We start from the raw sequence: 22,765 nt of genomic DNA on the forward strand, positions 1-22,765 counted from the left end.
CCTTTTACAGAAATAGCGGGTTCGAATTCCGCCAACCCGAGTCTCGGTTTTTTCCGAGGACTCCTTCGCTCTGAAGAGGTTCCAGAGGGATGGAGGGAAAACTGCTTTTCCGAATACACTACGAAATCCCTACCTCGCTAGGTTTATCACTGCGGGAACAGGACGCTCCAAGGAATAACAAGCGGATAGAAAATCACGATGAGCAGGAATGAGACTGCAATTCCCCAGTGTATTTCTTTTCGAGAGTCAGCATTTCTCAAACGTGGAAGGACATAGAAAACTAGCCAGACAGTCTTATAGATGACTTGGAGAAGAAGAATTGGCGCAAAGACAATGGGGTGAAACAACCCTGCGATTGAGCAAACAAGAATAGCTGTCCACAGGGATCCAGTGATTGTTCGCCAACCAGGGCTCTCAGGAAAATGTCCTCTGGATATTGGCAACAATCCAGTCAGCGATCCAAGCGCCACAGGAACAAGAATTGCTATATTGGCAAAATATGGGATCAGCAGGAGGTTCATTGGATTATCTTGCCAAGAACCCACGAAGAATCAAATCGCTATGGATTCACTACAGCATGAGGTGAAAGAATCTGTGAGATTGAACGAAAGTCCGTAGACTCACTGAGAATGGGGCTTCGCAGTTCAATGAGTTAGAGGCATTTGGGGTTCGAATCCCGCTAACCCGAGTCTCGCCATCCTCTTCTACCGCCATCGGGTAGAAGGGTTTCCAGAGGGATGGAGGAGGGCTGGTGCTTCCTCAAAATCCCGGTGCCCCTTTTTTAGAAAAGGGCGGGCTCCTAGCCCTGCATCTAAAATCCCAGCACCCTGGTAGAAGTGGTGCTGCTGGTTCGTCATTCGAGGTCGATTGCTTAGGATATGAAAAAAGAAGCTGCTCCGGGGCGTGGATGGCGTTGATGTCGTCGGGAAGATTCCTTTCGTAAATGATTAGGTTCCTTCACTGGGTCGAAGGGGATGCATGGGATAATCTGAATCCTTAAAATCTCCCCATCCCTTTAATCTCCTTCATGCCTGTGAATTTTTACATGCACATCTTCGCCTCCGCGCGAGATTATGTGTGCTGCTGATTCCAATCAGGGCACAAAAAAGCCGCTCCAACCATCGGCATGAGCGGCTTTTCTTTTGGAAGGAAATCTTTCCGTTACTTCATCAGGAGAGCGGCGCGTGAGCGCTTGATCTCGCGGGTGATCTTGCGGTGCAGGTGTGCGGCAAGGCCGGTCATACGACGGGGAAGGATCTTACCGGCCTCGGTGGTGAACTTGCGAAGGAGGTCGGGGTTCTTAAAGTCGATTGCGTCTGTGGAGACGTCGAGGCGACGGCGGGGCATGCATCGGTTGGCGCGGCGGAAGTTGCGGCTGCGCTGTTCTGTCTTTGGTGTGCTCATGTTGGAGAGTGGGTTGAAAGAGGCCGTTTACTTGGTCTCGCGATGGAGTGTATGGCGCTTGAGATTTGGATTGTACTTCTTTTTCTCAAGTCGGCCCGGAGTATTGAGGCTCTTCTTGTTGCGGGTCGTGATGTAGCGGGAGACGGGCTTGCCTTCGGCAACCGCTTCGGTGCACTCAATGATGATGATGTCGCGTGGCATAAAACAGGGATTGTGGATTGGGTCGGTTTAGCTGGTTTCGGTGGTGTCGTCCTCTTCGCTCTCGGACTCTTCTTCAGTCAGTCCGAACAATGAGGTGATCTGGGGACGAGCACTGTTATGGTGCTGGTTTTTCTCCAAACCTGCCTGGCAATCCACCGTGTAACGGGTGAAAGGCAGAGCCTCGAGTCGCTCGTGTTTGATCGGCTTTTGGCAGAGATCGCAGACTCCGTAACTTCCATCTTCGACTCTTTTGAGGGCCTCGTCAATCTCGTAAAGCGATCCCTGTTCCTTGGAGAGCATGCTGAGGGCGAAGTCGCGGTCGTAGGCATCGCTACCGGCATCGGCCTGATGCATGCCGAAGGCGGAGGTCTCGGTGCCGGCGTGCAGGTTGTCTCGGGCAACTCCTCTCATGGCGTCAAGGAGGGTGTCCTTGAGTTCGAGGAGACGCTGACGCTGCTTGGTCAGGAAAGGGGTGAGTTTTAGGTTCTTGTTGACCTTGGGCTTGATAACAAATTGCTGGGCCAGAACGCGCTCATTGGAAGAGACGGGTGCCTTGGACTTGGAGGACTTCGCTTTACTCTTAACCGAGGGAGCCTTGGAAAGTGTGATCGCCGGTTTCGCAACTTTTTTGGGAGCTGCTTTTTGGAGGGCGGGTTTGGAAATCTTGGAAACCATCTTCGCTGCGGCTTTCTTGGCAAGCGGCTTTTTGGCTGAGGGCTTTGTGGGCTTGATGACCTTTGGGGCAGGTTTCTTGGCGACTGCTTTGGCAGGAGCTTTCTTGAGCGCTTTCACGGCCTTAGCTGCTGGTTTTGCAGCCTTCACGGAAGCTTTCTTCGGTGCGGCGGCTTTCTTGGCCGGGGCCTTTTTAGCAGGTTTTTTGGATGCCATAACGGGATCGGATGAGTGTGTCTGTTTGGTGTTGGGGGAAAATAGGGGAGGGGCTTGTTATAGCTCACCACGAGATCTCGCAAGAGAAATCTTTTAGGAAACTTGATCCTTCCACTTTCAGAAGATGATCCGCCCAGCAACCAGGAAGGCCAGAAGTCCCAGTCGGATGCTCCAGAGAATGGTGCGGATCCAGTTTGTCGAGACGAGAAGCTCCATGGCCTTGGCGTCGGGGCGTTGTTCCAAGAGATGGTGCAGGGGTACCTGAATCAGGAAAGTGCTTGCCCAGATCAGAGCAAGGCAGCCGAACGACCAGAGATAGAGAGGGGTGAGTCCTATCGCTATCGGTAGTTTTTCACCCGAAGCAACGGAGAGAAGCAGGAGGGCAATCGCGGTTCCCAACTCGACCAGCATCAAGGGGGCCACCACGAAACCGGTCCTGATGGTATGAGACTGCTCGTACGCGACGAATCCCTCCGCGGGTACTTTCAAAAACAGGGGATAATGGACGATCTGAACGAACCAGATGATCCCGGTCATCATCGCCGTCGCAAGGATCTGGGTTAGCAAAAGAGTGCGCGGGGTAAGGGGCTCAATCATGACGAGGGAATCTTAAACGAAGTGATCGGGTATTGTAGAGAGGAGATGTCTGTCCTAGCGTATTTGACTCGCTCCCGGCTCGCGTATAACGAACTGCATTCCCATTCCCATGAAACCTCTTCCCGGCTTCCGAGACCTCTTTCCTGAGGATTTTGCGCGTCGGAACTATCTGGTAGGCAAATGGCGTGAGGCAGCCCGCCGGTACGGATTCGTCGAGTTCGATGGTCCGACACTGGAATCGGCCGAGCTCTATCGGAAGAAAAACAGCGGCGGCGAGATCCTGGGACAGCTGTATGAGTTCATTGACAAGGGGGAACGCGCCGTGGCCCTTCGCCCCGAGGTGACGCCGACCCTGGCCCGGATGATCGCGGCGCGGCACCGTGATTTTCCAAAGCCGATGCGATGGTTCAATGTCGGCACCTGCTTTCGCTACGAGCGTCAGCAGCGGGGGCGCCTGCGAGAGTTCCTTCAGTTCAACTGCGACCTTGTGGGAGACGCCACTTCCGCGGCCGACGCCGAAGTGATTTCCCTGCTTATCGATTTGCTCCGTTCCTTCGGTCTGGGACCTGAGGATTTTGCCATCCGTCTGAGCGACCGCTCCGCATGGCATGATTTCATGACCCTGCATGGAGTGGAGAAGGAAAGGGCCGGTGAGTTCCTAACTATCGTCGACCGGATGGAAAAGATGCCCCCCGAGAAGACCGAGGAACTGCTTGCTCCCTTCGGCGTCACGTCGGCCACTCTGCAGGAGTTCATTGCCCGCGCAGAGATCCCTGTGCTGGCTCCCCTGTTGGCCGATCTGGAAGCCCGCGGGCTACGAGACTATGTGCGCCCTGACCTCGGGGTGGTGCGCGGACTCGCCTACTATACGGGAGTCGTCTTTGAAGCCTTCGCGCTACGGGCCGGGCTGCGCGCTATCGCCGGCGGTGGCCGCTACGACCGCCTGCTTGCGGATCTAAGCGACGGATCGGCCGATCTGCCGGCCGTGGGGTTCGGCGTCGGAGATGCCGTCCTGCTGGAGCTTCTCAACGAATGCCCTGCCGCCAAGGCGCAGGAGGAAGCGGCTCTCAAAGCCGATGCGCCGGTCCAAATCTATCTCGTGATCGCCGACGAGACCCATCGCTCCAACGCTCTGTTCCTGGCCCAACAACTACGCAGCGAGGGTTGGCGGGTCGGTTTCCCGCTGGTCCAGGAAAAAGTCGGCAAGCAGTTTGGATCGGCCGAGACCCTTGGCGCTTCCCATGCCGTCGTGATCGGTGCCGAATGGCCTGAGGTCAAGGTGAAGCGCCTCTCCGACCGCATGGAGCAGGAGCTCGATCATGCAACTCTTGGCGTCTGGCTAAGCGAAGAGGAAGGTCGAAACCTGAAACTTGAAACCTGAAGGTCGCACAATCGAAGGGTTCTGCAGCCAGATAGAAGATCGTTCAAAAACACAAAATGATAAAAATTTGATTCCCGAGCATTGAATCCTTTTTCAGGTTTCAGGTTTCAGCTTTCATCCCTCTCTTTACTTTTCCCATGCACTACCGTGACTGCCTCTGTGGCGCCCTGCGCCCTTCCGATATTGGACGCGATCTTACCCTGAGTGGTTGGGTCGCTTCACGCCGCGACCATGGAGGCGTTATCTTCATCGACCTACGCGATCGCGACGGCATCACCCAGGTGGTCTTCCGGCCCGAGGTCCACGCGGAGGCTGCCGCAGCTGCACACAGTCTTCGTTCCGAGGATGTGATCACTGTCACGGGCCATGTTACTGCCCGTCTGGCCGGCACCGAGAATCCAAAGCTCCCGACCGGTGCTGTGGAACTGGTCGCCAGCACCCTCACTGTGTTGAACCGCTCAGAGGTCCCTCCCTTCCCGATGGATGAGCGCATCGCAAACGAGGATCTGCGCCTGACCCATCGCTTCCTTGACCTGCGCCGTCCGGCGATGGCGGCGAACCTCCGCCTCCGTCATCGTATCACCAAGTCGATCCGCGATGTCCTCGATACGGAGGGCTTCTGGGAGATCGAGACGCCGATTCTCTCCAAGAGCACCCCGGAAGGAGCTCGCGACTTCCTTGTTCCCTCGCGGCTAACGCCCGGAGCCTTCTATGCGCTGCCGCAGGCTCCCCAGCAGTACAAACAGCTTCTGATGGTTGGAGGCGTCGACAAGTACTTCCAGATCGCACGCTGCTTCCGCGACGAGGATCTGCGTGCTGACCGCCAACCAGAGTTCACCCAGGTCGATATCGAGGCCTCCTTCGTGAAAGCGCAGGATCTTCAGGATCTCATTGAGAAAATGTTCCAGCGGATCTTCCGTGAGTCGCGAGGAGTAGAGATTCCCGTGCCTTTTCCCCGCATGACCTATGCCGACGCGATGAACCGCTATGGCAGTGACAAGCCCGACACCCGCTTCGGCATGGAGATCGTGGATGTCGGAGACATTTTCGCCCAGAGCCAGTTCAAGGTCTTCCGGGGTGCCCTCGATTCCGGTGGTGTCGTGAAGGCGATGAATGCCAAGGGGTTCGCCAGCATCACCACCGGCCAGATTGAGGAGCTCACCGAGCTGGCCAAGTCAGCCGGAGCGAAGGGTCTCGCCTTCATCAAGGTCGAGAATGGTGAGTGGAAGTCCCCGATCGTAAAATTCTTCAGCGAGGAGGAGAAAGCCGCTCTTTCCATCCGTCTCGACATGCAGGAAGGGGATCTTGTCCTCTTCGGCGCCGACGCATGGGAGACTGCCTGTACTGTACTCGGGCGTGTCCGCCTGCGAGTAGCCGAAGTCCAGAAGCTCACAAGTGATCCTAATCAACTCAACTTCCTCTGGGTCGTCGACTTCCCGATGCTCGCCTTCAATGCCGAGGAGAACAAGTGGAACGCCGTCCACCATCCCTTCACACGTCCCAAGGCCGAGGATCGCGACCTGCTCAAGGATCCCTCGAAGCTCGGAGAGATCCGTGCCGAGGCCTATGATATCGTGCTCAATGGGGTTGAGATCGGCGGCGGAAGTATTCGTATCCATGAGGGAGATCTCCAGGCAGAGACCTTCTCCGTACTCGGTATCAATGATGTGGAGCAAGAGGAGCTCTTTGGCCATCTCCTGCGTGCCTTCCGCCATGGAGCGCCTCCGCATGGTGGCATCGCGCTCGGTCTGGATCGCCTTGTGGCACTCATCGCGGGTGAAGAATCGATCCGCGAAGTCATCGCCTTCCCGAAGAACAACCGCGGCGCCGAACTCCTCACCGGATCGCCGGCTCCCGCCGAGATGAAGCAGCTCCGCGAGCTCCATATCTCTTCGACAGTGAAGCCAAAGGTGGCCGGTGTTTCTGGAGCACCTAACGCAGGCGCTATCGTTCCTCCCTCAGCCTAACCGCGAAAGGGAGCACCTATTAATGCAGCCTCAGCTCCTCCCGGGTTTCGAGGCGACAGTTGATCGGGTCATTTATGCCCCCGAGCTTCCGGCACCACCTGATCAACCGCATCCCTTTGTCTACTACATTACGATTCACAACCGGAGCGACCAGACCATCATGGTGAAGGGGCGCAAGTGGGTCGTTCGCAGCGAGGATGGTCATGTCACGGCCTTCGAGGGAGACGGTGTGGTTGGTTGCTTTCCACGACTCGAGCCGGGCGAACATTTTTCGTACAATAGCTACCATACCACGGCGGGTCGCTCCTTGGCTGAGGGATCCTATCTGGCAATGACGGAAGAAGGAAATGCGGTCGTGGCAAGGATCCCTGCCTTCGAACTCGTCCCACCCGGGGAATAATTCCTCTATTTAAGGTTTTATCCGTGGTAACTTCGGCACAACCCTGATGCGCGCTGCCTTTCATCACACTCATGAGTACGGAGGATTCCGGCTGCGTTACGGACATGCCCTTCCTTACGGGGCGAGTCATGTGCCGGGCGGGGTGAATTTCTCGATCTACTCCTCCCACGCCACCTCCTGCACGCTTGTGCTCTTCCGCAAAGGGGAGTCCGCTCCCTATGCGGAAATCCCTTTCCCCCCTGAGTGTAAGATCGGCGATGTGTACACCATGATTGTCTACGATCTGGACTACGAAGAGACAGAATACGGCTTCCGGATGGAGGGACCCTATGATCCGAAGGCCGGAAACCTTTTCGATCCGAAGCGAATTTTGCTCGATCCCTATGCTCGTGAAATCGGTGGACGCGACGTCTGGCTCTCCCAGCCTCCCGAAGAGGAGGTCTATCCGCACCGGGCACGGATGCCCTACGAGGATTTCGACTGGGGGCATGACCGTCCGATCAATTTACCCGTTCAGGATCTGGTGATCTACGAGATGCATGTGCGCGGGTTCACTCGCCATCCCTCCTCTGGTGTCAGGCATCCGGGAACCTACGAGGGGATCATTGAGAAAATCCCCTACCTCCAGTCAATCGGCGTGAATTGCGTGGAGTTGATGCCAGTTTTCGAGTTCGACGAGTACGAGAACAAACGGATCAATCCCGAGACCGGCAACCGTCTTTGTAACTACTGGGGATATAGTACTGTCGGTTTCTATGCGCCGAAGAGCGGATATGCGGCGACCGGTCACCACGGAAACCAGGTCTCCGAGTTCAAGGGCATGATCAAGGCGCTCCATGCCGCCGGCATCTCCGTGATCCTCGACGTGGTCTTCAATCACACTGCCGAGGGAGATTTGCGCGGGCCTACGATCTCCTTCCGGGGTATCGACAATCAGACCTATTACATGCTCAACCCGGACGGGAGCTACGCGAACTACACCGGCTGCGGCAACACACTGAACTGCAATCACCCTGTGGTCCGCTCCTTCGTGCTCGATTGCCTGCACTACTGGGTCTCCGAGTTCCATATCGACGGGTTCCGCTTCGATCTTGCCTCTGTGCTGGGACGCGATCGCAACGGCCATCCTCTGGCCAATCCTCCCCTGCTCGAGGCTCTGGCCCTTGACCCTATCCTGGCGGGCTGCGATCTCATTGCCGAGGCTTGGGATGCAGGCGGACTCTACCAGGTCGGGAACTTCCCCTCCTATGGGCGATGGATGGAATGGAACGGCCATTTCCGCGACGCGGCGCGACGTTTCCTGAAAGGGGATTCGGGCGTTGCTGGCGAGATGGTGCAGTGCATCTTGGGTTCCCCTAGTCTCTACGCATCCTCTGGCAGGAAGCCTACCGCTTCCGTGAATTTCCTGACCTGCCATGACGGCTTCACTCTACGCGATCTCTTCACGTACAATGACAAGCACAACCTGGCCAACGGAGAGGAAAACCGCGACGGGGCGAATGATAACAACTGCTGGAACTGTGGAGTCGAAGGGGAAACCGACGATCCCGAGGTGAATGCCCTGCGCGCACGATTCCAGCGCAACGCCATGGCTTTGCTCTTCCTGAGCCAGGGGGTGCCAATGCTTTCCATGGGTGATGAACTGGGCCGCACCCAAAACGGTAACAATAACGCCTACTGCCACGACGAGGAGTGGAACTGGCTCGACTGGACTCAGGAGCAAGAGGGAGGGGAAGCCTTGGGACTAAAGCGTTTTGTAGGCCTGATGGCCGATTTTCGTCGTCAGCATAGCCAGCTGCACAGGACGGAATTTTTTACAGGCATGGATGTTCAGGGATGTGGCTATCCCGACATCGGTTGGCATGGGGTGAAGCCGCGACAGCCTGACTGGGGTTCTGACAGCCGATCGGTCGCTTTCATGATCGCCGGAAAAATGGATGAATCCTACGGCCCGGAGACTGACTTCATCTATGCCGCCTTTAACATGTGGCACGAACCCCTTTCCTACGGGCTGCCGAAGCTGCCCTCCGGAATGCGATGGAGTCTTGTGGTTGACACGGCCCGGCCCTCGCCAGACGACTTTTATGAGCCTGGCTCCGAACAACTCATCGCCGATCAGTCCACTATCACCCTAACCGAGCGCTCTGTGATCGTCCTGATCGGGAACAGATCAGGACGGTTGGGGTAGGCTTGCTGATAACTTTGCTTGAAATAATGCCTGCTTAAGGCATTTTCTTCCCTCCCACTATGACACCCTATCGTCCAGTGGCCTAGGACACTCCCCTTTCACGGGAGTAACACGGGTTCGAATCCCGTTAGGGTGGCCACTTCAAAAAGTGGCCTAATCGCCTCTGAAAGTAGATAAATAGAGGCTTCGTGGCCTATCAGCCCTCGCAATTCGTTTTTGCGGATCTTTGCAGTTCTTGCGGTTAATTTGTCCTGTTTGTCCTGCAAATCCAACCCCACCTCCATTCCGTGAGAGAGAGTCTCTTCAGTCATCAAAATCACCCCCTTTGAAATGTTGCTCCCAACCGGGAGCACCAAGTTCGTTTTTTTCGTGCAGGGTGCTGCGGATGAACACACCCCAACCACCCGAAAACGACATCCATAACGCCGATACTCGGCACCCCGTTGACCACATCGAACCCCTGCCCGAGGGAGGAGACGATAGCATCGAGCGCATCTGCGAAGTGCTCGGCAGAACCTTTGAATGGGTCGCCGAGGCGGACGATGCGTCCGAGAAAGGACTCCGTGCCGCTGTGGTGCTCTACTGCGTCCGTTCCGACTTGGTCGGAAAGGAAAACCTAGAGGATCTCGCATTCTCCCTCCATTACACCGAGAGCGAGGTTGAGGAACTCGTCCTCAACTTCAGCCACGCCATCAACTGGAGGTAACCGTGGAGGAATCCCTCCCCAACTTCATCCACGGAGCGATTTATCGCGCCAAGGGAGGGATTCCACACTCCTCGGCATCCAACTCTCGTTTCAACTGCTTCACCCCAGCCTCTAAGACGACCCCTCCAGAGGCCTACGTCGCCGACTGCTGGGTTTGCGATGCCTTCGGAAGGGTAGACCCAGGTCTGAGCATCTCGCCCGTTCCTGTGCGCAGGGAGGACCTCGGAAAGATCATCAACACCCTGGGCCATAGCCAAGGGATCTAAACCATGCTCCATCTGGAACCCCAAGAATTCTACCCCCTGATTCTGGAGGATTACTTCTTCAGCCAGGTGGATCGTGGAACTCCCCCCGAGGAGACGGCGCTCTTTACCGGCAACTTTGAGGGAGAAGACCTTCCGTCAGCTGTGGGGCGCCGCTTCGGTCTCTCCGAACATGAAGCGATCATCCACCTGGTGCATGCACGCGAGGAAGTGATCCTGTGAGCAAGGACATCTACCAGATTATCACCGAGCGGTTCATCGAACAGCTCAAGAAAGGAACCGTCCCATGGCAGAAGCCCTGGGCGGGAGTCCAGAACATCGTCTCCAAGAAACCCTACCGAGGGATCAATTCCCTCATCTTGGGTGGGAGCGAGTTCCAGTCTGCCTACTGGCTGACCTTCAAGCAGGCCCACGACCTTGGTGGAAATATCAAGAAGGGTGAAAAGGCCACACCCGTCATCTACTACAAGCTCTTCGAGAAACGGGATGACCACGGAAACATGATCCTGGGGAGCAATGGACGCCCCACTCGGATCCCCTTCATCCGCTGGAGCAATGCCTTCAATCTCGACCAGACCGAGGGGATCGAAGCCCCGGCTCAGACAATCGTCCAGAACCCCCTCCAACCTCTCGAAAGGGCAGCTAAAATCGTTGAGGGGGCCAAAATCTGTCCGATCTACCACACCGGATTTGTGGCTGCCTATTCCCCGGCAGAGGACTCGATCCGAATGCCGGCTCAAAAGACCTTCCGCAGCAGCGAGGCCTACTACCAGACCCTCTTCCATGAGATGACGCACTCCACGGGTCATTCCTCCCGGCTCGACCGGGAGGGAATCACCCTGCCGGTGAAGTTCGGATCGGAGCGATACTCCAAGGAGGAGTTGATCGCAGAGCTGGGGGCCTCCTTCCTCTCGAACGAGGCGGGGATCCTGAACCAAGTTCAGTTCGATAATTCAGCTGCCTACTTGGGCTCCTGGATCGAGAAGTTCCAGAATGATCCAAAGATGATCTTCACAGCTTCTTCACAGGCTCAGAGGAGTACAGATTTCATCCTCGGGATCGAGCAGAAGGAGTCCCTTGGGGAATCGCAGTCTCCGGCAGGTCTGGCAGCCCCCAAACCCGAAGAAGTCCTAGCCCAAAAAACCCTGGGCCAGATGTCCCTGCGGAAAGGCCTCCATCTATGACAACCAACCCCATGTATCCACATCCCCATCACGCTCATTGGCCGGAGTCAGCCGCTGCGCTTTTGGCACTGGGTTCCGCTGAAGCTTTCACCCGGTGCCAGCCTCCTCCGTCCAATCAGCTCACCATGCAAAAAGACCTGCTTTCCACCCGCCCTTTACCGTCAGTCGTAGGCTTCACCGTCCTTCTTCCGGCAATCGGCTCCTTACCCCATGCCAACCCATTCGATTTGGCACCTTGGAGCGACCGGATTTTGACCCGCTCCTTGGGCACTTTTCCCGGTTCAAATGTAACAGAGCAAAGTGATTTTTCCGGGAAAAACCACAGCTCCGCTTTTGCTGCGCAAAAAACTTGTTCCTGCGCGTGTCGGGCACGCTTCGGAATCCACCCGGCAATTCACCAAAACTGACCATGCCTGCCATCAGCGTTCCCGGCACACGCCGTGTTGAAATGACCCTCTCTCCCGATGGGATCAGGAGACTCAAAGCACTCCAAAAAATGCTCGGGTTTGCGAAGCGAAGCGAGGTTATGGAGGCCCTGCTTTTCAAGGCGGCAGTGGAGCAAAAGATCGATCCGGATTTGAGTGCCCGGCTTGAGCAAAAGATCGACTATCTCATCGATCGAATCGATCTGGTCACATGAAGGATGGGATGATCTTTCCGTTCAAAAAGACGTGGAGATCGCGTCTGGATCTGGAGTATCTCGACGAGACTTCTGGGCGTAAAATCGAGGCCAGAATGGCTCAATCCCAGTCTGAAGATCAGGCGGATCACACTGCAGTTGGCAAGAAGCTCAAGCAGTTCACCGACTACGCCTCCAAGGAGACTTTGGGCCAGGTACATGCGGGGGGATTCCTCCATCACAGGATTGTTTTGAACCCCGACGGCAGTCAGACCTCACCCTTTGCCTTGAGTAATGCCGAGAGAAAAAAGCGGATCTGTGATGCCTGGATGGAGCACTTGCAGAAGTTCAAAACCTCCTCTTCCAACCCCGTGATCCAGCATCGGTTGGTCTTCACGATGTCAGAGGCTTTTCATGACAAGTTGGTGGAGGCAGGTATCAATCCCGACATCGTTCTCCGTAGCTCCCTCAAGACGGTTTTGAACCGTTTTCAACAGCGGTTTCATCCGAAGGACTCGATTGGATACGCCTACGGCCTTCATCACGATACGGACAACCTCCACGCCCATGTGGCCATCTGTCCTCGTACAGCAAAGGGGATCTATGTCGGCGTCAGCATGTCGCGCTCCCGTGAGTCGGGAAACAAGAACCAGATGACCTATCTGATGCGCTCTTTTGCGCGCGAAAACCGTCGCTGGGACAAGCTCCTTGCCGATCCCGAGAAGCTCAAAGCAATCCTCGAGAAGCGTCTCGATGCCGACAAGATTTCCAGCTTTCCGAAGATCTCTCCGAAGCAGATGGAGGCCTTGGATCTGGACCAATCCCTCTACGCAACGCGTCTCCGCCATACGTACCGGAGCATTCAGGAAGTGGAGGCCTCGCTGATGAAAAAGCGGCAGGCCCATCGAACTGTTCGGATCCTCCGCCGTCTTCCTCGCCTCCTTGGGAGGAGGAAACCGATGCCGGTTCGAACCATCGAGAAGGTTGCACGAGCAGTTGAGAAATACTCCCTGCGCGAGATGCAAACCCTCCTCTACCGGATGAAGCAATCCTACCGGGAGGATTATCAGATCTACTGCCAGCACTACGGATTCCCAACCAACAACCAAACCCAAAACCAGACCCATGGCCATCACAGGACCCAATCGCAAAGAATCTGATCATGTCATCTATTCTGAACACGTCATCTGTGAAGGATTCGTATTCAAACCCTCGCACGTCGATGCGTTCTACCACCAAGCGCTCAACGAAGCTGCCGGAGTCACGACGGTGAAGTTCAAGTCCTACTCCCAGGATGTGAAGGATTCGGAAATGAAGCTTTTCAACTATCTGGTGAACCGCTTTTCCCCAACGCCCCCAGATGAACCTTGCTGACCTGATCATCTTTTCCCTCAGCATCGTCGGGGCTATCGCAGGACACTTCCTGCTCATTGCTCCCTACTCGTGGCTGGTCGTCTCCCTCTGCGCTCTCTTCGGAGCATGGAGCCTCTTTGGGGAATCCCATGCTGGGAATGTGGTGGTCCGGTTGGGTGGACTCTCCTGGTCGATGGAGGATTTTGTCCGGGGATGGCTCATCACAGGAAGAACCGGATCGGGAAAAACCCAGTCCGGAATCAACACCATCACCTTCCAGATCTTCCAGAACGTGAAGAACTGGGGCGGCATCTGCCTCGATCAGAAAGGGCTCTACTGGGATATCCTTGTCCGGATGTCCGCCCACTTCGGGAGGAGTGAGGATCTGATCCTTCTGCAAACTCGTCCTGATGGTGAAAGCGTCCTTTGGAGGTCTCCCTACAGCATCAATCTCACGGGTAATCCCGATGTCCCGGCTTCCACCTATGCCAAGGTCATCGTCGATACGGCTCTTTCTCTAAGCGGGGGACGTGGAGGCAACCCTTTCTTCCCGATTCGTGCTCAGTTGGCCATCCAGACCGCCTTCGAGATCCTCAGACATTTAGAGAGTTATGTGACCATCCCGAACATCCACCGACTCCTGCTCAATGCCACCGATGCCAACAAGACTTTGGCTATACTGGAGAAGCGGAGTGATCAGCGATCCCGGGAATTGATGGCCTCCTTAAAGAGCTACCTTGATCAGCCTCCTGAGCAATTGGGAGGAGTTCAGGGAACACTCAGCACCTATTTGGAGTTCTTCCTCAACCCCGAGATTGCCGAAGTCTTCTGTGCGGAGGATCCGACCTTTTCAGTCTCGGAGATCGACCGGGGCAAGATCGTCTGCCTTGCAATGCCTCAGAAGTTCCAGACCGAGCGCCTCTACATCAATACGATCCTGAAGCTCTCCTACTACTTCCATGCGCTCAGCCGCTTCGACAAGACGGCTGAGGAGCGGGAGAAAGATAACCTTCTGATTCTCTTTGCTGACGAGGGACAGGAGATCATCACCGGGGCCGAGTCGGCCTTTGCCGATCACCGAGCGGCAGGTGTCATCCGTGAGGCTAGGGCCACTATTGTCTTGGCTACCCAAGCCTACACCTCGCTACTTGGATCGCTCGATAAGCGCTATGCCGATGTCCTGATGCTGAACCTCAGTAACGAGTTAATTTTCACGGTGGCAAACCATGATTCCGCCCAGATTGCTTCCAAGAGTATCGGAGAGAGGGAGATCACTGAAAAATCCTGGGGGTGGTCCGCAGGGAAGCGTTCCTACAACTACCAGACCCGGATCAAGCCATGGCTGGAAGCCTTCCGGTTGAGAAAGCTTCCGCGCTTTACGGCGATTGTTTGCCACTGCGAGAAGCCTTACAGGAAGCGGCTCCTGCCTCCCATCACTCCTGAGGGCAGCTACCCCACTTGGTTCACCCAGTTGCGGCCAGACTATGCCCTGCGCCAGTGGTTCCAGCGTCTGACTTCTTGATACCCCGATACCTTTGATGACCGATCCAACCCTCATTCAGAAACTCTCCGGCTTGGAGGGATACCTTTCCTCTAAAATCAAGGGACAGAGCCATGTCATCCCCAGAGTTTGCTCCGTCTTGGAGAGGGGAGAGCTTGGACTCCAGCCTCCTGAGAAGCCTTTGGGATCGTTCTTATTCCTGGGGCCTACCGGCGTGGGAAAGACCGAACTGACCTTGGAGTTCTCAAGATACCTTTTCGGTGAGGGAGAGATCCATCGCTTCGACATGTCGGAGTTTCAGCATCTCGACAGCGTGAAGCTCTTTCTTGGAGATGAATCCGGCCACCCAGGACGATTGGGCAAGGTACTTGCAGAGAACAGCAAGGGCGTCCTCCTCTTCGATGAAATCGAGAAGGCTCACCGGTTGATCTGGGATCTCTTCCTCCAGATGCTTGATGCTGCTCGGATTACCCTAGCAGATCATCAGACCCATGATCTGAGCGGATTCTTTATTGTCTGCACCAGCAACATTGGCTCCCAGCAGTTGCTCCGACCGACCCGATTGCCCTTTGCGACCTTGGAGCGGGCTGTCTTATCGGAACTTCACCGCCATTTCCGGCCAGAGCTGATCGGGAGGTTTGATGAGAAGATCGTCTTTAGACCCCTATCTTCGGAGACCCAGCGCGTGATTGCCCGTTTGGTCATCAACGAGGAGTTGGCGAGGTTCCGCGAGAAGGGCTTTGATCTCAGCCTCTCAGACGAAGCCGTGGAGTTCCTTGTCAGGAAGGGGATTCATCGCACTTTGGGTGCTCGTCCGATGAAACGGACTACTCAGAAATATATTGGCGATGCGATCCGGATGGCTCTGAGGAGTGGAGAAGGGGTGAGTGGAGTGGTTGGGGTTGGTGCTGAAGGGGATTTACTGAGTGTCGACAGTCTGCCTGTTAAGTAATTCAGATGTTTTTATTGTCAAAGCAGTTAAATGACTTACCTTGCGGGTATGCCTAAAAAACGCGATGGAATTATGACGGTGAGGATCGCGACGGATGAGAAGGATGTCCTTCAGAAAATAGCGGATATTGCCGATGTGACCCTCAGCGACGTGGTGGTCCGAGCGGTCAGGGATTTCATCGAAGCCCATCCGATTCCTCCGAAGAAAAAGCCGAAAGCTTAAATAGCTTCAACGGACAGAGGCTAAGTACCGGTTTTCAAGGGAGGGGCGCTGGAGTTTCCCGTCAAGATGAGAAAGCATCGCACCTTGGGATCGAGAATCTGAGAAGGGAAACTTGCTACGACAACAATCCTATCGATCCATGATCAGAAGACCGTATCGTTCAAGGCGAGTGCGATTACTGATAATTAAATCTCCCGCATCCGTCTGAACTCCACGCTCTGGCGGCGAGAGCACTCCACGGGAGGGTGATTGCCGACGGTAAGGACGACATATCCCTCAGCACTCTCTGATACCCTGGAGACTTCCCGCAGGTTCACCGCCGTTGCAATTAACGAGCGGGGCCTGGACGACTTGGGGACGGGTGACCACTACGGGCTGCTGGACATAGACCGGTTGCTCAACGATTACCGGGGCCGGAGCCACATATGTAGGGCGGGAGATCGCGGCGGCGGCAGATAGCCCAAAGAGTGTCCATCCGAGGCCATTCGGCACTCCAGTGCCTAGCCAGCCACCGCGATTACAGTTTTCCGACAAACCGCCGCACTGCGGCTGGTAATAACCCCTGCCTCCCCCGCCCCCGTAGGAACCTCCATAACCATAAGGATTGGCGTGAAGCATCGAGGAGGGCACCCCAAGGGTAAGGAGTGTTGCCAGGATCAATGTGAACCCCCCGATGCGAGTGCGTGAGATGTGGAGGTGATTGTTGGCGATTTGGGATGGCGATTGCATGAGTCAGCTCTACGCCCATTTACGCATTCCTGACAACCCCCTCCGACCCATAGAGGCTCTGTTTATCTTATCCTAGAGCCGATGAATGGTCCCAAGAACCGTTCATGTATGAAAATGACCATTGGCAGAAAAAGCGCTGATTGAACCCTGGCTGGCCGAAAATTTACCGTTCGAGCAAAAAGTGCGATCGAAAGGACTGAATCAGCTTGTAGGGCATGAGAGGGAGAGATACTTCATCTTGCTGTGAAAGTCAGAACCAGCGGATACTACGTGAAAAAACACGTCCAGGACCTCACCAAAGGCAAACAAACCCCCAACCTCCTAAGGTGTGAATGTTGAAGAAGACTTAACCCTCAGTTCCACAAATGAGAAAATCAAAACCGACTCAGGCAAAAAAAGGAAATGTAGCAAAAGCCGATAGCTACGCTGAGGCTTTTAAAAGAATAGATCATGCGATCAAATCAGGATTTTACATTGAAGCTCTTGCAATCCAAGAAGCAATCATATCAGACCGACTAAACTCTTATATTAACTTCAGTAATCCTGATTTTTTTAAAAATCATAGGAGTTTTGGTCAGTTAGTACGAGAGTGGAGAAAACAAATTCCAGAAGATAGAAAAGATGAAGTGAAAATAAATTTGCCAGTGGCAGTTGATGCATGGCGAGGTTTACGTAATGAGGCAGTACACGGGATTGTAAAATCAAAACCTGGAGCGCCTACTAAAAACGTAAACCATTTTCTTGATGAAGCCCAAACAGCAGCATTGGTTGGAAGAGATTTAGCAAGAGTTGTTTGTCAATGGCATAAGAATGAAAAAAGAAAGTCAACAAAGAAAAATAAATAAAACTTTATATGAAACGATTCTTTATTATTTTAGTGGCGCTTACCACGAGTTGCTTAACAGCCAAACCCTCTAATCAACAAGAGGAATTTGAGTCAGCATTGAAGAAAGGATCACAGTTTTTTAAAGAAGGAAAATACAAAGAGGCACTACCTTATTTTGAGAAGTTTCTCCATATGTGTGAAAAGGGATTTGGTGAAAATGATAATTATACGTTTGCCGCCCTGACTTTATTAGGTAGTGATTATAAGCAATTAGGAGATTATAAAAAAGCCCTGCAGATGCACGAAAGAGCTTATAATATAACAAAAAAAACCCATATTGAAAGTGCTCAGGTTAGTCAATTGTTGCTTATGACTGCTGAAGATCTCAGAGCACTTGACCAAATGAAAAGGGCTCTAGAAATAGATGAGGAAGCTTTAAATATGTTCCGCAAAGAACCAGGTGGCGAGATGAGTAGAGATACCGCATCAGCTTTAAATGCCCTATCAATTGACTATTTAAATATTGATAATAATAAAGCAATTGAGTGTGGAAAACAGGCAATTCAGATCTATCAGAAAGTTTTAAATGAAAATGATCCGGCAATTATTACGTCGTATAGCAATCTTGGGATGGCTTATGATCAAAGTAGTGATTATGAAAATGCATTAATGTGTCACCAAAAAGCTTTGGTTATTGGAGAAAAATGCTGGGGTACAGATAATCCAAATCTAGCTAAAGTTATATCGAAGATGGCTGATTGTTTCGAAAATCTGGGTGACTATAAAAAAGCAACATCCGCATGGGAAAGGGCTATTGATATTAGCGAGCGCTCCTTAGGAAAAGAACATGCTGATACTGCCATTAATATCTGCGGGATGGCTAACTACTTTAGCCATATAGGCGATTATTCCCGTGCACTTCCTCTCTTCAAAAGAGCCCTCTCTATAACGGAAAACACCTTGGGTAAGGACTCCTTACAAGGTGCTTACATTCTAGAAAGTATGTCTTCTTGCTACGGGCATACGGATCCGTCTACGGCAATAGATTTACAAAAAAGGGTTATTGAAATACGTCAAAAGGGCTTTGGTTCGGATGATCCCCACACAATCAGTGCTTGGGCAGGACTTGGTGCACAATATCTGAATAAAGGCGAGCCTCAAGAGGCTCTCTCATATTTAGAAAAAAGTTATAATGGCTGTCTAAAGATCTTTGGGGATGATAATCCACACACGTTGGATTCTCTCAGTGTGATGGGGCACGTCTATCTCACAACTACAAACTATGCAAAAGCAGAGCCTATCTTTGAAAAAGGGCTTTCTTATCATTTAAATCATAGTGGGATCAATAGCGAACCTGTCTCTCGAGCTACACGAAATCTCGCGGAAGTCTATGCTTTAGAGAAAAAGACTGAGAAAGCGAATGAACTTACGAAAAAATGGGTTGATTCAATCCAGAACCAATTAAATCTAATGTTAACTCTTGGCGAGTCTCAACGGCTAGCCTGGGCTGCTAAAAACCTAAAGTTTTCACTCCCTGTTGCAGCTCTCCCTACCGATCAACTCCACCAGTTGATCCTCAGGTGGAAGGGAATCGTCCTCGATTCCATTGTAGAGGATCAAAAGCATAACAAGCTGATTGGTGCCACTGAAAATGGCAAAAAAACATTGAGTGATATTCAATTGCTAAAGAATCAAATTGCTAAGTTAGCAACATCTTCAAGTAAAGATGATGATGGTAAAATCGAGTCGCTGAGACAGCAAATTGATAATCTTGAATCCTCTCTGGCCAAGAACTTCGACAATCGAGTGCGTGATGGATCTCGAATGACCATCGATCAACTTAAAAATGTCCTAGCTCCAGATGAGTCACTTATCAATATCGTCAGTTATGGCGAGCTTGGCAGTATTGCGACAACTCCACCTTGCTACGGTGTTTCAGTAGTAAACCATAATGGCAATCCAATATGGATTCCTGTTGAAGAGGGTGCGGAAATCAAGGTCGCTGTGGAATCATATAGGAAGGCTATTGCCAATGGGGACGAGACTTCTTTAAAAACCCAGATTCAGATTCTTTCTGAAAAACTCTGGAAACCCATAGCCGCATCATTACCGCCTACCACCAAGAAGCTCTTTATTAGCGCTGATGGGCAATTGAACTTTCTCTCATTTGCTACCCTTCTCGATGAGAAGGGTAAGTTTCTGTGTGAGGACTATCAAATTGCTTATGTTGGGACTGGCCGAGATCTGATGCGGCCTGCAAAGCCTGTGGATATGAAGACCATGGTGATTTATGCAAACCCGCTCTTTGCCTCGGATGATGCATCGAAGGTTGCGACTCTAGACACAAACGCCACACCTGCACTTGGGATGCGGGCGCTGGAATTAGCCGAATTTGCCAAAGTTCAACTTCCACAACTCCCCGGTACTGAAAAGGAATCGGAGATCATATCTCAGATAGCCAAGGATGCTCTGTGGACGAATGATATGCATCTAGGTCCAGATGCCTCTAAGAAGGGACTAATGGCTATGAAAGCACCTGCTGTATTGCACTTGGCCACCCATGGATTCTTTCTTGGAGGCGATGGAGGTGGCGGTGAGGGGGAGCGTGGAATGAACGTAGTAGGTGCAGTTGATGTGTCACCTAAAGAAAGTGCTGAAAATAAACCTCAGCCCTTAAAGGGTATCAGTCCGATGCGCCAGAGCGGCTTGGCTCTTACTGGTGGACAATCGACTCTTCAGGCATGGGGACGGGGCGAGTTCCCCGATCCCTCTAACGACGGCATTTTAACTGCGGAGGAAGTGGCGGGACTCGATCTTAATGGCACCTGGTTGGTGACTCTTTCAGCATGTGAAACAGGTGTTGGTCAGGTCCAGTCGGGCGAGGGGGTATTCGGTCTCCGTAGGGCCTTTATGATGGCAGGAGCTCAGAATCTTCTGATGACTCTCTGGCCCGTGAGTGATGAGACGACGCCAAAGATCATGGCGGATTTCTACAAGAAAGCTCTGGCTATAGGTGATGCTGCGGGATCCTTTTCAGATGTTCAGAGGGATTGGTTGGTAAAGCTACGCAACGAAAAGGGTCTCCTTGCCGCCGTTCGTGATGCTGGTCCCTTTGCGATGGTTGTCATGGCGAATCCAACTCTGGGAAAGACTGCTCCAGCCAGCCAAACAGTGGCTCCGCCATCTCCCGTATCGACTGAGGCCACCCCTGCAGCACAACCATCGCCATCACCCACTCCAGCCCAGGCAGTTAAAGAAATGCCGACTCTCAAAAAGGCCGCGTAACTCAAATCTCCCGCATCTGCCTGAACTCAACACTTTGGCGGCGGGAGAGTTCGACTATGAGTGGCCACAGATCGGGCGGCGACAACCTCGAGGAAGACTTCTCGCTGGGATCGCCGGGGAAGAATGAAGTGATTCGGCTTTGAATCACTTCATCCCGGGAAGTCTTCGACCTTCTTTCCGGTGGCGATAAGGAAGTTCCTTTCCAGCTTTTCCCTTAAATCAGGATCATCGCATTGGGTGATGAGTTGAGCCACTTGCCCCTGATTCGCAAGCCTGAGCCGGAAGATTTCCTTGGCCCACTCGAAGTCTTTTTCACGTCCTGCCGCAAGTTTCGAATACACGGCATCATGAGGATGGAGAAATGTGATCTCCACATCGCAAAGTTCCGGATGAACGATGATCTTTTTACGGTTTTTCCAATCCTTGGGCAGCATGGCGGCGTCCTCCGTGACTCCGTGGCCAAAATACCCATGGGTGTCGTGAAACGGGGAAAGCTCTCCGAGAGAGCCATCCACCTCAATGGCTAATTGATAGTCGGAAAATGCCAGATCGACCTCAAAGGAGGCGGTGAGGGATCTCGGTGCGTCGGGGTAGGCCCCCAGGATCGACTGAGATCCGATGATGAAGAAGAGCCTAGCGCCAGTTGATCCGTGAGCGGCACGGATGACGTGAAACACGTCGTTAAGCCGCATATTTCCGGATGATCGTTATCCTCTCCGAATCACTCAGGATACCTGTGAAGGGTGAGGAGTGCCGCAGTCGGATCGCATGCTCTCCGGGGTCTGAAAGGAGCCCGGCAATGTGCTCGGCATTTTTTGTCAGAAGCAGCCGTTCCCATTCGTCATTCAGGGAGCAGGTGACACCCTGATTTTTCCACCGTTTTAGGGTTTTCAAGGCGCGCGAAATCACACCGCCAGGATTCTCCAGGAGACGATCCCGGATCAAACCGTGCATGGCCAAGCACCGAAGATCGAGGTCTTGATGGGTGACTGTTTTCATTGAGAACCACTCAATATTAGATCGTTTATGGGAAATATTCAAATCCTTCCAGAGGTTTCCTCTACTACAGTTTACAGGTGAGGCTTATGTCAGCGCATGGCCTTTGACCACTTCTTCGGGCGCGAGGCTTTCCAGAAGCGCTCCGCATCCGTTTCGTCCGAGGCGATCCATCGCTTCATCTGAATCAAGGAGATGCTCCTGATCTTGGGATTAGAAGCATCCTTCTTCGGGCGGCACGTGTTTTTCATGACAACAAAACTCTCAATCCATTTCAGTTTCCTGAGTTTTTGATGCACCGGCTGCGAAGCAAAGGCCAGGCAAGCAATTCCAGACTAATGATCACCATCTTCTCTCAAATCTCCCGCATCCTTCTGAACTCAACGCTTTGGCGTCGCGAGCACTCCACGGGAGGGTGATTCCCGACGGTGAGGACGACATATCCCTCAGCGCTCTCGGAGACCTTGGAGACTTCCCGTAGGTTCACCGCCGTTGCCCGGTTGGCCCGGAAGAAGATTGTCTCATCGAAGCGCCTCAGGACGCTGCCCAAGGTGCCGTTGATTGTGATTCGTTCATTGGCCAGGATGAGCTTCGTGTAAGCCCCCACAGACTCAAGGATTTGGATGTCACCGATTCGGATGTAGTGGTTCTTGGAGTTGTCCCGGAAGAGGACTTTCTCCTCTGCGCCGAGGCGCGGTTCCTCGCTGAGAGATCCCCCTGCAATACGGCTTAGTGTCTCCATCAGTTGCTTGGGATCAACTGGCTTGAGCAGATAGTCGGTGGCCCGCACTCGGAATGCACGCACGGCATGCTCCTGATGGGCGGTGATGAAGACGACGGGAATGCCCTGAGCAGGAAGTTTCTCCAGGAGGTCGAATCCCTGTGTTCCCCCGCGCATCTCGATGTCGAGCAGGAGGACATCGGGGCGCTCCGCAATGATGAGCTTCAGCGCCTGATCCACAGAGGAGGCTTCCCTGACCTGCTTGAGGCCGATCTCGGCAAGCGCTTCCTTGATGCCGCGTCTTGCGGGTGGTTCGTCGTCAACGATGAGGATATTCATTTGAAAAAGTAAAAGGTGGGAAAGTTAGAAGGTTAAAAGTGGT

The 22,765-nt window shown here is 53.3% G+C and carries 26 protein-coding genes and 1 tRNA gene; 17 read left to right on the plus strand and 10 right to left on the minus strand.

The features are described 5' to 3' along the window. Window positions 1-146 precede the first annotated feature (146 nt). The 5 genes from K8R57_07205 to K8R57_07225 all read right to left on the minus strand — a co-directional run bounded on the left by K8R57_07205 (window position 147) and on the right by K8R57_07225 (window position 3,090). Entirely contained in the window at window positions 147-521 is a 375-nt protein-coding gene (locus tag K8R57_07205; GenBank protein MCE9588085.1) for a hypothetical protein, read from the minus strand. Window positions 522-1,161: 640 nt separating this feature from the next. After that, the gene (rpsR, locus tag K8R57_07210; GenBank protein ID MCE9588086.1) at window positions 1,162-1,404 is read right to left on the minus strand and encodes a 30S ribosomal protein S18; all 243 of its coding nucleotides are present in this window, start codon (window positions 1,402-1,404) and stop codon (window positions 1,162-1,164) included. A 27-nt stretch (window positions 1,405-1,431) separates the two neighbouring features. Continuing rightward, entirely contained in the window at window positions 1,432-1,605 is a 174-nt protein-coding gene (gene rpmG, locus K8R57_07215) for a 50S ribosomal protein L33 (GenBank protein MCE9588087.1), read from the minus strand. A gap of 27 nt (window positions 1,606-1,632) precedes the next feature. After that, a complete protein-coding gene (locus K8R57_07220) occupies window positions 1,633-2,493 on the minus strand; it encodes a TraR/DksA C4-type zinc finger protein (protein MCE9588088.1) in 861 nt (286 codons plus the stop codon). A 117-nt stretch (window positions 2,494-2,610) separates the two neighbouring features. After that, on the minus strand, window positions 2,611-3,090 hold the full coding sequence (locus K8R57_07225; protein ID MCE9588089.1) for a hypothetical protein: 480 nt from the start codon (window positions 3,088-3,090) through the stop codon (window positions 2,611-2,613). 109 nt (window positions 3,091-3,199) lie between these two features. Here K8R57_07225 and K8R57_07230 point away from each other — a divergent pair, with 109 nt between their 5' ends. The 15 genes from K8R57_07230 (at window position 3,200) to K8R57_07300 (ending at window position 15,826) form a co-directional block, all read left to right on the plus strand. Further along, a complete protein-coding gene (locus K8R57_07230; protein ID MCE9588090.1) occupies window positions 3,200-4,471 on the plus strand; it encodes an ATP phosphoribosyltransferase regulatory subunit in 1,272 nt (423 codons plus the stop codon). 137 nt (window positions 4,472-4,608) lie between these two features. After that, window positions 4,609-6,438 (plus strand): aspartate--tRNA ligase, encoded by a 1,830-nt coding sequence (gene aspS, locus K8R57_07235; protein MCE9588091.1) that lies wholly within the window; start codon window positions 4,609-4,611, stop codon window positions 6,436-6,438. Between the two features lie 22 nt (window positions 6,439-6,460). Then, complete coding sequence (locus K8R57_07240; GenBank protein MCE9588092.1) at window positions 6,461-6,838, plus strand: ApaG domain; 378 nt, start codon at window positions 6,461-6,463, stop codon at window positions 6,836-6,838. A gap of 46 nt (window positions 6,839-6,884) precedes the next feature. Beyond that, on the plus strand, window positions 6,885-9,026 hold the full coding sequence (gene glgX, locus K8R57_07245) for a glycogen debranching protein GlgX (protein MCE9588093.1): 2,142 nt from the start codon (window positions 6,885-6,887) through the stop codon (window positions 9,024-9,026). Between the two features lie 63 nt (window positions 9,027-9,089). Beyond that, window positions 9,090-9,165, plus strand: a tRNA-Glu gene (locus tag K8R57_07250). Window positions 9,166-9,411: 246 nt separating this feature from the next. Next, window positions 9,412-9,732, plus strand: a complete 321-nt coding sequence (locus K8R57_07255) for a hypothetical protein (GenBank protein ID MCE9588094.1) — start codon at window positions 9,412-9,414, stop codon at window positions 9,730-9,732. A gap of 2 nt (window positions 9,733-9,734) precedes the next feature. Next, the gene (locus tag K8R57_07260) at window positions 9,735-9,998 is read left to right on the plus strand and encodes a hypothetical protein (GenBank protein MCE9588095.1); all 264 of its coding nucleotides are present in this window, start codon (window positions 9,735-9,737) and stop codon (window positions 9,996-9,998) included. 3 nt (window positions 9,999-10,001) lie between these two features. Further along, complete coding sequence (locus K8R57_07265; GenBank protein ID MCE9588096.1) at window positions 10,002-10,217, plus strand: hypothetical protein; 216 nt, start codon at window positions 10,002-10,004, stop codon at window positions 10,215-10,217. Beyond that, window positions 10,214-11,179: an ssDNA-binding domain-containing protein gene (locus K8R57_07270; protein ID MCE9588097.1), complete on the plus strand. Its 966-nt coding sequence runs from the start codon at window positions 10,214-10,216 to the stop codon at window positions 11,177-11,179. Before K8R57_07265 ends, K8R57_07270 begins: the two co-directional genes overlap by 4 nt. 409 nt (window positions 11,180-11,588) lie before the next feature. Next, window positions 11,589-11,819 (plus strand): hypothetical protein, encoded by a 231-nt coding sequence (locus K8R57_07275; GenBank protein ID MCE9588098.1) that lies wholly within the window; start codon window positions 11,589-11,591, stop codon window positions 11,817-11,819. Window positions 11,820-11,827: 8 nt separating this feature from the next. Next, window positions 11,828-12,958 (plus strand): hypothetical protein, encoded by a 1,131-nt coding sequence (locus K8R57_07280; GenBank protein ID MCE9588099.1) that lies wholly within the window; start codon window positions 11,828-11,830, stop codon window positions 12,956-12,958. Further along, entirely contained in the window at window positions 12,924-13,172 is a 249-nt protein-coding gene (locus K8R57_07285; GenBank protein MCE9588100.1) for a hypothetical protein, read from the plus strand. The genes K8R57_07280 and K8R57_07285 overlap by 35 nt, the downstream gene beginning before the upstream one ends. After that, on the plus strand, window positions 13,159-14,673 hold the full coding sequence (locus K8R57_07290) for a type IV secretion system DNA-binding domain-containing protein (GenBank protein ID MCE9588101.1): 1,515 nt from the start codon (window positions 13,159-13,161) through the stop codon (window positions 14,671-14,673). The genes K8R57_07285 and K8R57_07290 overlap by 14 nt, the downstream gene beginning before the upstream one ends. A 16-nt stretch (window positions 14,674-14,689) precedes the next feature. After that, a complete protein-coding gene (locus K8R57_07295; protein ID MCE9588102.1) occupies window positions 14,690-15,604 on the plus strand; it encodes an AAA family ATPase in 915 nt (304 codons plus the stop codon). Window positions 15,605-15,652: 48 nt separating this feature from the next. Continuing rightward, the gene (locus tag K8R57_07300; GenBank protein ID MCE9588103.1) at window positions 15,653-15,826 is read left to right on the plus strand and encodes a hypothetical protein; all 174 of its coding nucleotides are present in this window, start codon (window positions 15,653-15,655) and stop codon (window positions 15,824-15,826) included. Between the two features lie 276 nt (window positions 15,827-16,102). Here the strand turns inward: K8R57_07300 and K8R57_07305 are convergent, their stop codons facing one another. Further along, window positions 16,103-16,555: a hypothetical protein gene (locus tag K8R57_07305; protein ID MCE9588104.1), complete on the minus strand. Its 453-nt coding sequence runs from the start codon at window positions 16,553-16,555 to the stop codon at window positions 16,103-16,105. 365 nt (window positions 16,556-16,920) lie between these two features. Here K8R57_07305 and K8R57_07310 point away from each other — a divergent pair, with 365 nt between their 5' ends. Both K8R57_07310 and K8R57_07315 read left to right on the plus strand, forming a co-directional pair. After that, window positions 16,921-17,400: a hypothetical protein gene (locus tag K8R57_07310; GenBank protein MCE9588105.1), complete on the plus strand. Its 480-nt coding sequence runs from the start codon at window positions 16,921-16,923 to the stop codon at window positions 17,398-17,400. A gap of 8 nt (window positions 17,401-17,408) precedes the next feature. Further along, window positions 17,409-20,666, plus strand: a complete 3,258-nt coding sequence (locus K8R57_07315) for a tetratricopeptide repeat protein (GenBank protein MCE9588106.1) — start codon at window positions 17,409-17,411, stop codon at window positions 20,664-20,666. A gap of 149 nt (window positions 20,667-20,815) precedes the next feature. Here the strand turns inward: K8R57_07315 and K8R57_07320 are convergent, their stop codons facing one another. The 4 genes from K8R57_07320 to K8R57_07335 form a co-directional block, all read right to left on the minus strand. Continuing rightward, window positions 20,816-21,358, minus strand: a complete 543-nt coding sequence (locus K8R57_07320) for a hypothetical protein (protein ID MCE9588107.1) — start codon at window positions 21,356-21,358, stop codon at window positions 20,816-20,818. Further along, complete coding sequence (locus K8R57_07325) at window positions 21,348-21,665, minus strand: hypothetical protein (GenBank protein MCE9588108.1); 318 nt, start codon at window positions 21,663-21,665, stop codon at window positions 21,348-21,350. The genes K8R57_07320 and K8R57_07325 overlap by 11 nt, the downstream gene beginning before the upstream one ends. A gap of 89 nt (window positions 21,666-21,754) precedes the next feature. Beyond that, the gene (locus K8R57_07330; GenBank protein MCE9588109.1) at window positions 21,755-21,913 is read right to left on the minus strand and encodes a hypothetical protein; all 159 of its coding nucleotides are present in this window, start codon (window positions 21,911-21,913) and stop codon (window positions 21,755-21,757) included. A gap of 104 nt (window positions 21,914-22,017) precedes the next feature. Further along, window positions 22,018-22,722 carry a response regulator transcription factor gene (locus tag K8R57_07335; GenBank protein ID MCE9588110.1) on the minus strand — a complete coding sequence of 235 codons (705 nt, stop codon included), beginning with the start codon at window positions 22,720-22,722 and terminating at the stop codon, window positions 22,018-22,020. Window positions 22,723-22,765 lie beyond the last annotated feature (43 nt).

This window comes from Verrucomicrobiota bacterium, assembly GCA_021413925.1.
Classification (GTDB): domain Bacteria; phylum Verrucomicrobiota; class Verrucomicrobiia; order Chthoniobacterales; family UBA6821; genus UBA6821.